General features: G+C 44.5%; 11 protein-coding genes. 6 read left to right on the top strand and 5 right to left on the bottom strand.

What is annotated here, in order from left to right; translation table 11 throughout:
- The first annotated feature begins 183 nt into the window (after positions 1 to 183).
- Entirely contained in the window at positions 184 to 2,583 is a 2,400-nt protein-coding gene (locus tag IQO02_RS11475; RefSeq protein WP_080573666.1) for a YgiQ family radical SAM protein, read from the top strand.
- Between the two features lie 112 nt (positions 2,584 to 2,695).
- On the opposite strand, the gene IQO02_RS11470 is transcribed toward IQO02_RS11475, so the two are convergent.
- Complete coding sequence (locus tag IQO02_RS11470; RefSeq protein WP_010437972.1) at positions 2,696 to 3,406, bottom strand: helix-turn-helix domain-containing protein; 711 nt, start codon at positions 3,404 to 3,406, stop codon at positions 2,696 to 2,698.
- Between the two features lie 143 nt (positions 3,407 to 3,549).
- Between IQO02_RS11470 and IQO02_RS11465 the strand changes: the two genes are divergently transcribed.
- On the top strand, positions 3,550 to 4,755 hold the full coding sequence (locus tag IQO02_RS11465; protein WP_010437969.1) for a benzoate/H(+) symporter BenE family transporter: 1,206 nt from the start codon (positions 3,550 to 3,552) through the stop codon (positions 4,753 to 4,755).
- Positions 4,756 to 4,841: 86 nt separating this feature from the next.
- Here the strand turns inward: IQO02_RS11465 and IQO02_RS11460 are convergent, their stop codons facing one another.
- Genes IQO02_RS11460 through IQO02_RS11450 form a run of 3 tightly spaced genes read right to left on the bottom strand, consistent with a single transcriptional unit; the run spans position 4,842 to position 7,799 of the window.
- On the bottom strand, positions 4,842 to 5,306 hold the full coding sequence (locus tag IQO02_RS11460; protein ID WP_016783858.1) for a GtrA family protein: 465 nt from the start codon (positions 5,304 to 5,306) through the stop codon (positions 4,842 to 4,844).
- On the bottom strand, positions 5,293 to 6,783 hold the full coding sequence (locus IQO02_RS11455) for an ArnT family glycosyltransferase (protein WP_016768381.1): 1,491 nt from the start codon (positions 6,781 to 6,783) through the stop codon (positions 5,293 to 5,295). The genes IQO02_RS11460 and IQO02_RS11455 overlap by 14 nt, the downstream gene beginning before the upstream one ends.
- Entirely contained in the window at positions 6,780 to 7,799 is a 1,020-nt protein-coding gene (locus tag IQO02_RS11450; RefSeq protein ID WP_016783856.1) for a glycosyltransferase family 2 protein, read from the bottom strand. The genes IQO02_RS11455 and IQO02_RS11450 overlap by 4 nt, the downstream gene beginning before the upstream one ends.
- Positions 7,800 to 7,924: 125 nt before the next feature.
- Here IQO02_RS11450 and IQO02_RS11445 point away from each other — a divergent pair, with 125 nt between their 5' ends.
- The 4 genes from IQO02_RS11445 (at position 7,925) to IQO02_RS11430 (ending at position 11,890) form a co-directional block, all read left to right on the top strand.
- Positions 7,925 to 8,602 (top strand): response regulator transcription factor, encoded by a 678-nt coding sequence (locus IQO02_RS11445; RefSeq protein ID WP_010437961.1) that lies wholly within the window; start codon positions 7,925 to 7,927, stop codon positions 8,600 to 8,602.
- Positions 8,599 to 9,906: a sensor histidine kinase gene (locus tag IQO02_RS11440; RefSeq protein ID WP_010437958.1), complete on the top strand. Its 1,308-nt coding sequence runs from the start codon at positions 8,599 to 8,601 to the stop codon at positions 9,904 to 9,906. Before IQO02_RS11445 ends, IQO02_RS11440 begins: the two co-directional genes overlap by 4 nt.
- Positions 9,907 to 10,033: 127 nt before the next feature.
- Positions 10,034 to 10,963, top strand: coding sequence for a pyridoxal-phosphate dependent enzyme (locus IQO02_RS11435; RefSeq protein WP_010437956.1), 930 nt, complete (start codon positions 10,034 to 10,036; stop codon positions 10,961 to 10,963).
- Between the two features lie 189 nt (positions 10,964 to 11,152).
- Positions 11,153 to 11,890, top strand: coding sequence for a dienelactone hydrolase family protein (locus IQO02_RS11430; protein WP_016783855.1), 738 nt, complete (start codon positions 11,153 to 11,155; stop codon positions 11,888 to 11,890).
- A gap of 75 nt (positions 11,891 to 11,965) precedes the next feature.
- On the opposite strand, the gene IQO02_RS11425 is transcribed toward IQO02_RS11430, so the two are convergent.
- Positions 11,966 to 13,219: a D-amino acid dehydrogenase gene (locus IQO02_RS11425; protein WP_065099559.1), complete on the bottom strand. Its 1,254-nt coding sequence runs from the start codon at positions 13,217 to 13,219 to the stop codon at positions 11,966 to 11,968.
- Between the last annotated feature and the right edge of the window lie 264 nt (positions 13,220 to 13,483).

The raw sequence follows: 13,483 nt of genomic DNA, 5'->3' as shown, positions 1-13,483 counted from the left end.
AACACTAATCAAAATCACAAATTAGCGACGTTACTCAAAGCTTAAACTATGATGTTGTATGGCTCTTTTGTCAGTTACATGACCAAAATGACGAAAGACATCAGAACTAACAGGGGCATGTTCTACTGGCTAGTCTAGTCTCATGCCGCTATAATTCCCGCCTCAAAAATCAGAGGTTGAAATATGTACAGCGATATCACTCCTATTCACGAACACAAAAAATACTGGGCCGAGTGCTACGGAACTGCACCCTTTTTACCGACCAGTAGAAAGGAGATGGATGCTCTTGGATGGGATAGCTGTGACATTATTATTGTAACAGGTGACGCGTATGTCGATCACCCGAGCTTTGGTATGGCTATCATCGGCCGCCTTCTTGAAGCTCAAGGTTTCCGCGTCGGCATTATCGCCCAGCCTAAGTGGGATAATAAAGATGCATTCATGAAGCTAGGAAAACCTAACCTATTCTTCGGCATCACCGCGGGTAACATGGACTCCATGATCAACCGCTACACCTCTGATCGCAAATTACGTCACGATGATGCTTACACGCCAAATAACGAAGGTGGTAAACGTCCTGACCGTGCAACTCTGGTTTACTCTCAGCGTTGTCGCGAAGCCTACAAAGGCACGCCAATCGTGCTTGGTGGTATTGAAGCAAGCTTACGTCGCGTAGCTCATTACGATTACTGGTCAGATAAAGTTCGTCGCTCTGTATTGTTTGATGCAAAAGCTGACATTCTTCTTTTTGGTAACGCTGAGCGTGCACTGGTTGAAGTCGCGCACCGCATTGCTGATGGCGAAGACATGTCTACGCTAACGAATATCCGTGGTACTGCAATCAATATTGCTGCAGCCCCTGAAGGCTTCAAGATCATTGACTCTTCTCGTATCGAAAAACCGAACAAAGCGTATGTTCCGGTTAACCCATACGAAGTTGAAACGCAGTGTGATACCAAGAAAGACGAAAAAGAAGAAGTAAAAGCACAACCTATTACGATTCGTCCTTCTCGCCACGATGCAAAAACAACAGCGGTTCGTATCCCAGGCTACGAAAAGCTAAACAATGACCGTATTCTTTACGCTCACGCTAGCCGTATTCTGCACCTTGAGACAAACCCGTACTCAGGTCGAGCTCTAATCCAACGTCACGGAGATCGCGAACTTTGGGTTAACCAAGCGCCAATTCCATTGACCACAGAAGAGATGGACTACGTGTTTGGCCTTGCTTATAAGCGTGTTCCGCACCCTATGTACGGCAAAGCGAAAATCCCTGCATACGACATGATCAAAACCTCGGTTAACATCATGCGTGGTTGTTTTGGTGGTTGTTCTTTCTGTTCAATCACAGAGCACGAAGGTCGTATCATTCAGAACCGTTCGAAAGAATCTATCTTGGATGAAATCGAAGACATTAAAGATAAAGTACCGGGCTTCACAGGTACTATTTCTGACTTGGGCGGCCCAACGGCGAACATGTACCGTTTAGGTTGTTCAGATCCAAAAGCAGAAATTAACTGTCGTCGTCCATCATGCGTGTTCCCGAAAATCTGTGAAAAGCTAAACACAGACCATCAACACACCATCGACCTGTACCGCTCTGCGAGAAAAGTACCGGGCGTTAAGAAGATCATGATCGCTTCTGGTGTACGTTACGACTTAGCGATTGAATCTCCAGAATACGTTCGTGAGCTTGTGACTCACCACGTTGGTGGTTACTTGAAGATTGCTCCAGAGCATACTGAAAAAGGCCCGCTGGATCTGATGATGAAGCCGGGTATGGGCACTTACGATCGTTTCAAAGAGATGTTCGAGAAGTACAGCGCTGAAGCCGGTAAGAAACAGTACTTAATTCCTTACTTCATCTCTGCTCACCCGGGCACAGAAGATGAAGATATGCTTAACCTTGCAATGTGGCTTAAAAAGCACAACTACGAGTGTGACCAAGTACAGAACTTCTATCCATCGCCAATGTGTAATGCAACGTCGATGTACTACTCAGAGACTAACCCTCTGAAACGCGTGAAATATAAAAAGCGTGAAGATGTTCCTGTACCGAAAGGTGATCGTCAACGTCGTCTACATAAAGCCCTGCTTCGTTACCACGATCCTGAAAACTGGAAAATCATCCGTGAAGCGCTGATCAGCATGGGTAAACAGCACCTAATTGGTGACAAAGCAAACTGCCTAGTACCCGCAGAAGACTTTGATACGCAAACACCGGCACAACGTCGTAAATCTGGTCGTCACGGCTCACAACGTTTTGCAACTAAGCACAGTAAAGCTCAACCGGGTCTTGGCGGCGAAAGCCCACGTAACCATTCTAAGCCTGGTGGCAATAAGCCTAAACCGGGTGGTAAGAAGCCAACAGGTAGCCAAAACAACGGCAATCAGGGCAACGGAAAACAGAACGGTAATGGTAATAAACCAGCGACTGGCTTCATCAAAAAAGCCCCTGGTAGCCAGCAATCGCAAGGCAATAGCGGCGGAAATAGCAAGCCAAACCGCAGTAAAGCGGGCAATGGTCAAGGTGGTAAACCTGCGAGTAACGGCAAGAATCGCCAACGCGCAACACAGCGTTAATATAGCTATAGCGACTTCATTTACTTGGTTATCATATTAATAAAAAGCGCAGCTATTTAGCTGCGCTTTTTTGTATCTTGAAACATGACGACATTATCTTAAGTACCACCAACTATGACCGCTGCCATTGATTAGGGTAATGGATAATATTGTGGAAAATGGCTTTTTCTTGCCCTGTATTTTTATAACCATGACGCTGTTCTGCATTAAAACGAACGGCTTGTCCCGAGCTTAACTCATGCCAACTATCATCAAAGAAAACCGCCATTTGACCTGAAATACACAAAATATGCTCCGTCACACCGGCACTATGAGGTTCAGAGAAATGTTGATAGTTTTCTGCCAACCTAAGCTCATACAATTCGAAGCCTACAGATGGCTCAAAAGGGAACACAACACTTACCGAGAAACCGTCCTTCAAGCTTTCGTCGCGTAATATATTCGCATCTCGGAACAAGCTCACCAGTTCGTTGTTTGAAGAAGGCAAAATCAAACTTGAGAATGACACATTAAACCCAGTAGCTATTTGCCATAGTTTTGCGACCGTTGGACTAGACTCACCACGCTCAATCTGACCAAGCATAGCTTTGCTTACCCCAGTCGCTTTCGCGGTCGCATCGAGGCTCCATCCTTTTTCTTTACGAATCCGCTTTAGATTTTGGCTTACCTGCAATTCGGTTTTCACGTTCAAGTTATTTTGTACACTTAAAGCTTCTCCTGCATTCGAAACTTCATCTGCTTTCAAACGACCTTCGGCATTCAGGCTACCCATTACATTCAAGCGGTCTTCTGTATTCACGTTTTTCGACATGTTTTCGTTCATCTACCTATTTGAGTTTGCTCGTATATTAAATTGTTACGAATAGCTATTACGAACAAGTTTATACAAATAGCACTTGTGCGCTATAACGCACAAGTGCTAAGTTACTCCTATGTATGTTATAACGCACAACGAGAGTGGTGAATATGGATCAAGTTAAGTTTTCTCACATCAGTACTGGTTTCATTGCAGTATTTATCGGTTATGCGAGTGCGGCGGCGATCATTTTCCAAGCTGCTAGCAGTGCTGGCGCGAATCAAGAGCAAATTGCATCTTGGTTTTGGGCACTTGGAATAGGTATGGGCATGTCAACTCTTCTACTGTCATGGCGATATAAGCAACCGATTGTGACGGCTTGGTCTACACCGGGTGCGGCTTTACTCATCTCATCGCTGGATGGACTCACCGTAGAACAAGCCGTCGCGATCTTCCTATTTAGTTCGCTCCTCATCACCATTACAGGTCTAACAGGGGTTTTTGAAACACTTCTTAAGCGAATACCTACGTCAATCGCCTCTGCAATGTTAGCGGGTGTGTTGTGGATGTTTGGCATCGGAATGTTTTCTTCTATGTCTCAAGAAGCTGTCATCATCAGCACTATGCTAGCCGCTTATATTCTCGCTAAACCTAGGTTTGGGAATCTTTTGATACCTTTTATTCTACTACTCGCAGCCATGATGAGTGGCATCGCGGGAAAGTTGGATTTATCGAATGTGAACTTAACGCTGACTCAACCTATGTTCATCACACCCGATTTTGACTGGTCATCTTTATTGAGTGTAGGGATTCCCCTATTTATTGTGACAATGGCATCCCAGAACTTACCGGGTTTCGCCGTATTAAAAGCCAATGGTTATAACCCACCAGCATCTCGAATTATAACCACAACAGGCGTTACCGGTTTATTGCTTGCGCCATTTGGCGGTTTTGCTTTTAATTTGTCGGCACTGACAGGGGCAATATGTATGAGCCCAAACGCGGATCCGAACCCGAAGAGCCGCTACAAAGCGGCTTTAGCTGTAGGCGGTTTCTATTTATTGGCAGGAGTATTCGGAACAACCTTTGTCTCTCTGTTTTCGTCTGTTCCTCAATCCATCATCGTAGCTATCGCTGGGCTAGCTTTGCTACCGACATTGGCTAACAGCTTAACAACCGCACTTTCGGATGAAACACATAGAGAAGCGGCGTTATTCACTTTTTTACTGACCGCATCTGGGATTAACTTTGCCGGAGTCGCCAGCGCATTTTGGGGGCTTTGTTTAGGTTTAATTTGCTACACAATCAAAAACTGGCAGTTAGAAGTCGCTAAAACAAAACAAACCCAGCCCAAACGGGCAAACACAGGAAAATAGCAGAGTCAAAGCTACCGTTCTCCTCGCTTAGCAATCACCTTAAATGGAAGGCAAGTCATTGGATGGCTTGCCTTCCATTTACTTGCCTAACGAGTAAATACCCAATATTGACTGAACAGGTAGTTAGTCACCATACCAACCAAGGTGCCGACGGCCATTGCGATAAATACAACCCCAGTAATAGGGGGAAGCAGACCCGTCATTAGTTTGAAGCACAGTATATTAGGTACTGCAGATATCGATGCCGAAAACATGAATTTTTGCCACTGAATCAATTTTTCAGACCAATTACCCTGCCCTCTAAACCCAAAAGTAAGCACGCGATTACCAAACCATGTGGTCGTTGCAGCGGCAATGAAAGAACCAATTCGTGCAATCATTAGGGGGACTCCAAAGACGTAATGCAGCAATGCAAACACTAAGCAATCAACAACAAAACCGCCAACACCAACCACTGCGAACCGAACCATCTTGTGATGGGACTGCAGCCTTTGACTGTGTATCTGCAGCTTGTTATTGAGCATTCGTAGCCCTGAGTTAACGCTGAACATCACTTTGGCTTTTAATATGACTCAACGACAAAGTTGGTTTGCTCGCTTGGCTATGACAGCTGAACAAAGCGCGTTTTATTTTCACCGTAGGTTCCAAAATACAGGTTAACGCGTTGTCTTTAATCTTGGTTTCTACTTCCACCCTTTTACCTATCAAATAGAACTTGTCGATTCCGTCTAGTTGCTCTACATCAAGTAGCTTTTTCGCTTGTCCTTGGCTATAAAATTGCCCAGAGAACGGTCGTTTTCCTACATAAAAACTTGGCGCTGAATCGGTGATCTGTTCGAAGATAATACGGTCACTCTTCTCGTTCGCCTTACCTAAGTTTAGGTAAACCATCGCAATCATCAGCAACACTGGCAGAACTAAAGCTACGCTCGAAAACCACTTCTTATCTTTTTCCACAACAAGTATCGCGACCAGTAAACCAAGGGCTGGAATACCCGGCAACACATAAGCGGGAAGAATATTTCCCGCCATAGTAAAAAGAATCAGAGGTGAAATTAACCAACACACAAGGAAGGAAAATAACCCACGATTTTTGGCATTAATCTCTGCAATTTTCTTACGTCGAGTAAACGCCAATACAGGTAATACAAGCGACCAAGGGACAGCAGCTTGAATCCAGAATACCCAGATCATACCTCTCGCTTGATCATGTGCAGAACCGTATAAATCTCCCTCCCAACCACTCACCACAAAACGCTTAAAGTGCTCGCCAACAATGAAGTAATCAATAAAACCCGGTGTTGCCATTTCGGCCATGATGTACCAAGGTAAAGCGATCACTAGCATCACACCTAAGCCAGACAACAATGGAAAGCGTTGCCAAAGTACTTTAAAAGCACCAAACAAGCCGTGTTGTAAAACCAACCAAGGGAATACAGCGATCCCCATAATGACAATTGCAACAGGCCCTTTTGCAAGCAGACCTAGTGCTAACCCAATAAAGCCGACATAGCCCCACAAAACTCCATTAGGCTGCGGACTTCCTTCTCTTTCCCAATCCTCTCCACCTAGCCAACATAAGTAAAAGCCCAGCATCGCAATAGTCATAGCTAACGTTAATGCCATGTCTGTCATGACGGCACCTGCCGCGATAGAGAAAATGCCGCATGTCGCCAATACAACTGCAGCGACCAAGGCACTTTGACCGGTTCGCTTAGCCATGTACGCAACCAGCAAAATCGTCGTAAAACCAGCTAACCAATGCGGAGCACGCACAGCAAACTCACTCAGGCCGAACAACTCAATACCAGCCGCACTCATCCATGTGAACAACGGTGGCTTGCCCCAGAAAGGAATGCCGTAATCAAACTGAGGCGTTAACCAATTCCCAGTTTCAACCATCAAGCGAGCCATCTCCCCGTAGCGCGCTTCGGTGGTGTCCATTAACGGGTATGTCGCCAAAGATAAAAGTCTTAAAATCAGTGCAAAAGCCAACAAATACCATAGGTGTGTTCGGTTCAGGCTCATGCTGACTCCTCTAATTTAAAATGTGTTTTTAATGCAGGGGTATCGACCACCGATTGGATCAGATAAAGAGGGCGATTCTTGGTTTCAATGAAAATACGACCTATGTACTCCCCCATTAAACCAATACTCAGGAGTTGAATGCCGCCAAGAGCCAGTTGTACGACCATCATTGATGGATAACCCGTGGTTGGCTCACCAAACATCATGGTTTTAAACACGATGACCATTCCATACACAAAAGCAGTCAGCGCGACTAAGCCACCCAATGCTGTAGCAAGGCGCAGTGGTCGAATTGAGAACGAGGTAATGCCATCCATCGCCAATCCAATAAGCTTCAGGTAGTTCCATTTGGTCTCACCACAGAAGCGAGCATCACGCTTAAATTGGAGCGTTGCTTGTCGGAAACCCGGCCATGAGAAAATGCCTTTCATATAACGGTTACGTTCTGGAAGTTGATTAATATGGTCGACAACTTCTCGGCTTAACAGTCGGAAATCACCCACATTCTCAGGAACATCGATCTTCGCAGCCACATTCATTACTTTGTAAAAGCTCGCTGCTGAAAACTTCTTAAACCATGTTTCACCGTCGCGCTGGCTACGCTGCATATTGACGACGTCATAACCCTCGCGCCACTTGGCAATCATTTGCGGGATCAGTTCGGGTGGATCTTGTAAGTCAGCGTCTAGCAAAATCACCGCTTGTCCACGACAGTGCTCAAGGCCTGCGCTCATCGCTGATTCTTTACCAAAATTACGGCTTAAACCGATAACAGAAATTGAGCTATTGATTGAAGTGAATGAACTCACCAACTCCAAGCTGTTGTCTTTACTTCCATCGTCGACATAAACGATCTCGCTCGTGATCGGCAAGCTATCAAGAACTTTAGTGAGCCTAGAGTGGAACTCTTCCAACACCTCTTGCTCATCGTAAAAAGGCACAATAATAGACAGAGATACAGCAGGGTTGATCTGCGATGTAGATATCTTAGGGCGGCTAATATGAAGTTCAGACATAATACATTCTTCCATTGACTAATCTGCAGTCAATCTACTCGCCCATAAGTGAAAGTTATGTTATTGACATATTTTTCACGCTCACTCAGGATAATGTTACCGTCTATTTCTGTATGAGAATCAAAATGAAACGAGTTCTATTAGTCGAAGATAACCGTGAAATTGCCGGGGTCTTATTTGATTATTTTGAGTGTATTGGTATGGAACTCGATTACGCGGACAATGGCGAACTTGGACTGCAGCTCGCAATGGAAAACTCATTTGATATCATCCTATTGGATCTAATGTTACCGAGAATGGACGGCCTAACGCTTTGTAATAAATTACGAGAGCAAGGCAATGCGACACCGATTCTGATGCTGACCGCCTTGGATAGCCGCGAAGATATGTTGAAGGGTTTTGCACATGGTGCCGATGACTATCTCACTAAGCCTTTTGATTTGGATATTTTGGAAGCGAGAATGAACGCATTAGTTCGTCGCTACCGCGGAAAAGTAGCCTCTTCTAAACTTCAATTCGATGAACTCACCATCGATCAAAAAACCCGTAAAGCTTACCGTCAAGACAAACTGCTCGCACTCAACCCAACGACTTACACCATACTTGAGATGCTGTGCCAAAGTGCACCTGAAGTGGTCACTCGTGAAGCTATCTCATACCAGCTTTGGGAGGAAGACGAGCCCAATAACGATGTGTTACGGAGTCACATCTATCAATTACGAAACCAACTCGACAAGCCCTTTAACAACCAAATGTTGATTACTGTCCCTAAAGTAGGATTCCGTTTGGAGTCTTCAAATTGATTTTGAACGTTCTCACTAGCACTAAAACTCTAACTGGCCGCCTAGCGGTTTTCTTTGGGGCAATGGCGGTCATTGTCTCGGTCTTTACCTACATAGTGTTTATGTCTGCACTTTATCTATCAGAAGATCGGGTGGGCGAAAGACGTATCTTGATTGACCGAAACTATGCGGTTGAGCAATTTCAGTCAGGGGAGAGTGGTAAAATTCGCATCGATGGTCTTACCATGGCATACAATGACCCTTCATTCATCCCTATCGAATACCGGAAATACATTGAAGGTAAAGAGAGCTTTGTTGGTGAGGTAGGAGAAGAGCCTGATTCACGAATGGTGTATGTCGGTGAGTATTCTGACAAAGGGAAAACCTATCCAATCATCCTTTTATCTGAAGTTGACCGCGTCGAGTTTAGCCATGACGAATTAGTGTACGCAACAACATTCGTTTTAACATTACTTTCCATTTTAATTTTTAGCTTTGGCGCTTTGCTCTATCGATTATCGAAACGACTGATAGAACCTTTCAACTTACTTTCAGAGCAACTCGAGACAAATAAATTAAACCTAAGTGAAGAGTTCGGTGTAAGTGATAACGCCGCCGTTGAGTTTCGCCAATTAACTGATCAGCTGAATCAATATCGTCGTGAAATTAATTCATTACTCAAACGAGAACAAGCCTTTGCTCGATACTCTAGTCATGAGTTAAGAACGCCACTGACGGTTGCTCGTGGTGCAAACAAGTTATTACTAAGAAGCGAAACAACGGAGTTTCAATCTCGTCAGGTCGAACGGATAGATGATGCGATTGTACAGATGTCAGAAATGGTCGATGCCTTACTGGGCCTTGTGCGTTATGAAAGAAACAGTGATGACGCGCCGCTGCGCTTATTTTGCCAACAAGAGTTAGAAAGCATCATTTCGAAGAACTCGTTACAGGCAAATGACAAACAAATAGAAGTATCCTTACAGGTTCAATCAGAACCCACCATTCAAGCCACCAGTGCTATCATGAATATGCTGGTCGGCAACCTATTAAGGAATGCCATTGCAGCGACCAATAGTGGCACTGTCATGGTTTCTTTGTCCGAAGAAAGTATTATGATTGAAGACCAAGGTGAAGGCTTACAGGAACAGTACAACCCCAATGGCCATGGATTAGGTTTATTGATCGTCGACGACTTATGCCAACGCTTCAATTGGGGCTTTGAGCTCGTCAATCGTAATGGAGGTGGATGTAGCGCCAAGATCACCTTTGAAACGAGCTCAGCTTCATCGACGTCGATAGCAACTGAGCAAGTAAACTCTTAACATCGAACTCGATATCCAATGAAAACTTGATTTAGTTGGTTTACAGCGCTTGTAGGCTACTAGATACTCATTAGTCCTATTTGATATAAAAATGCTGGCTTCTTAGTCAGCATTTTGTTTAAGTGCAATGAAACTAAATAATAGCCCTGTAACTCAACATCTATACAACGACCACACCTTTTTCTTGAAGCGTGACGATCAGCTCCACTCTCATTTTTGCGGCAATAAAGCGCGAAAGTTCATGAAACTTCTCGAAGACGAACACCCTAATACGACAACCTTAATCAGCTACGGTTCTGCGCAAGCTAATTCGCTATTCTCTCTCGCTGCACTGGCAAAGATTAAAGGATGGACCCTTGAGTTCTACGTCGACCACCTGCCTCAATGGCTACATGAACGCCCAATCGGTAACTATCGTGGCGCTGTAGACTTGGGCGCTAAAGTCATTTCAGTGAGAGATGCTGGGTCGCAGCTGCATCCAAAAGAGTACATTGAACAAGTTAGACAACCTGACTGCCATTGTATTGTGCTACCTGAAGGTGGACGCTCTCAACTGTCTGAATATGGCGTAAAACAACTGGCGATGGAAATACTCAGCTGGACACGTTTCGAAAGTCAACATGAGTTCGTCGTTGCCTTGCCAGCAGGCACAGGTGCTACTGCACTCTACCTTCATAAACATTTAAAGTTACATAACATCCCTGTATTAACTTGCGCCTGTGTTGGTGGTAGCGACTATTTAACGCAGCAATTCAATGAACTTGGTGAAGCCGACCATCCACAGATCTTACCGCTCAAAACTAAACATCACTTTGGTAAATTATATAAAAAGGATTATCAAACTTGGTTGGATCTTCAAGAACAAACCGATATTGAGTTTGATCTACTTTATGACCCATTAATGTGGCAATGCTTAGAACAGTGGCAACAAGACAACCTGACTAAAACCATTATCTATGTCCATCAAGGTGGCATATTAGGTAATGAATCTATGCTGCCACGCTATCAACGCAAGTACCCTGATATCTTCAGCAACAGTAACAACGCATCTTGGTAGTCGTTTTTTACCCTCTCTCATAATCAAATAGCCACAGCATCTCATCACGGTGGCTTTTTATTGATCATACTATCACTCTATGTCTACCTTAAAAATCAAACATCAAATATCAAGAAGGAATCTGGCGAGAATCCTAGCGTTATCTATACTTTTGATTGAATTATCATTTGTCATCTAAAGGATTAACGCATGCGAACACTCACTACGCTAAGTTTACTTGCAACTCTACTTCCCTTTTCTGTGATTTCTGGAGAAAACGTTACTTACCAAGTTGACGGTGTGGACTATGAAGGTTATTGGAGTGAAGCCAGCGACCAAGCGCCTTTGGTGCTGCTAATACATGATTGGGATGGCTTAACCGACTACGAAAAGAAACGTTCCGAGATGCTCAATGAACTGGGGTACAACGTGTTCGCCATCGATCTATTTGGTAAAGACATTCGTCCAACCGAAGTGAAAGACAAAAAGCAACACACAGGCGAATTGTATCAAGACAGAGAAAAAATGCGTACGCTGCTCAATGCTGGAGCCATGGAAGCGGAAAAGCTAGGTGGTAACTTAGATAACAACGTGATGATGGGGTATTGTTTTGGTGGCGCAGCCGTATTGGAGGCCGCGAGAGCAGGTATATCCTCCAAGGCTTACGTCACCTTCCACGGTGGCTTATCGACACCAAAAGGACAAGATTACTCTCAGACAAAAGCGCCAGTTGTTGTGTTCCACGGAACCGCTGATGCCATGATATCAATGGAAGATTTTGGCAACCTCGCAGCTCAACTCGAAACAACCAAAGTCCCACATGAAATGATCACCTACAGTGGTGCTCCGCACGCATTTACCGTGTTCGGCTCAAATAACTATCAACAAGAGGCCGACCAGAAATCGTGGGAGCGCTTCACTCATGTATTAGAAACAACCACGAGATAAATATTCGATATAAAACTTGAGCCAGTACCCCATTCTTAACGATGAAGATACTGGCTCGACCATGACATTATTCAGTTACAAGTAACGAGCAATATTCAAATCATCGGCTTTAATATCAGTTGTAGAGCCACTGACCACACTCGCTAACAACTTTCCCGAGCCACACGCCATTGTCCAACCTAGCGTCCCATGTCCTGTATTCGTAAATAGGTTTTCGATTGGCGTTTTACCGATAATAGGCGTGCCGTCGGGTGTCATTGGCCTTAACCCTGTCCAATATTCTGCCTTAGTAAAATCCCCCGCCTGAGGGAAAAGATCTTTTATCACCATATCTATCGTAGCTTTGCGTTTTTCAGGAATATGGTAGTCGAAACCAGTCAGCTCAGCGGTACCTGCAATCCGAATACGGTCATCAAATCGGGTCATCGCGACTTTGTAGGTTTCGTCCATCACGGTAGAGGTTGGTGATTTCTCTTCATTAATGATAGGCAATGTCAACGAATACCCCTTCACTGGATACACAGGAATTGTCAGGTTGACCTGCTTAAGGAGATCTCGAGAGTAACTGCCAGAAGCCACCACATAAGCGTCCGCTTTAAATTCACCTTGGGTGGTGGTGATGCTTTCAATAATTTGATTCTGATGATTTAACTTAACCACTTCGGTATCAAATTCGAACCGGACTCCCAACCTCTTGGCTTTCTCGGTCAAATTTAAACAGAACTGATGACAATCGCCCGTTTCATCGTGAGGTAGATAAAGGCCGCCAACGAGCTTATCTTTAACATCTGCTAAACCCGGCTCTACAGCTAAGCACTGAGCGACATCAAACAGAGAATGTTCGATCCCACTCTCTTTTAACAGCTTCATATCCTGCTGAATGAAGTCCAATTGCTTCTCGCTGCGAAACACTTGCAATGTACCTTTCTGCCTACCTTCATAAACCAAGTCTTCACTGGTTCTTAGGTGAGTCAGGCAATCTCGGCTGTAGTTGGCTACCCGCAACATGCGCGATTTATTCTGGGCGTACTTGGCTTCATTGCAGTTGGTGAGCATCTTAGTCGCCCAAGAAACTAAGTCAGGAGACAGTGACGGTTTCACTTTCAAAGGCGAATGCTCTTGAGTGAGCCACTTCATTGCTTTTAATGGAATACCAGGAGCAGCCCATGGTGAAGAATAACCGTAAGAGATTTGGCCAGCATTAGCAAAGCTGGTTTCCTTACCACTAGAATCTTGGCGGTCGATTACCGTGACAGAGTGCCCTTCTTTCGCTAGATACCAAGCACTGGTCAATCCAATAACGCCACTACCAATAACAATAACTTCCATGCTCTTCCCCTAATGCCCAGCAAAAACTCAATTTTCTGGGCACCGCTTTCAATTCAGATACTACTTTCGTTAATGGTTTGTAACTTATTCTCCAGGCGTTGACTTAACAATAGTCAAACTGTTGATAAAAAGTCAATTTAGCTTAGAGGCCAACCCAGAAGTTTAGAACTGTGAGGTTGAGTACGTAGTTAAGTTGTAGTTAAGTGGAAGAATAAGTTGCTCATACCGTTAGAGAGTTAACTAGAGGAAGACACGAACTGGTAA

Source organism: Vibrio sp. OPT24 (assembly GCF_015163545.1).
Lineage (GTDB): Bacteria > Pseudomonadota > Gammaproteobacteria > Enterobacterales > Vibrionaceae > Vibrio > Vibrio cyclitrophicus.
This window is presented reverse-complemented; position numbering and strand designations above follow the sequence as displayed.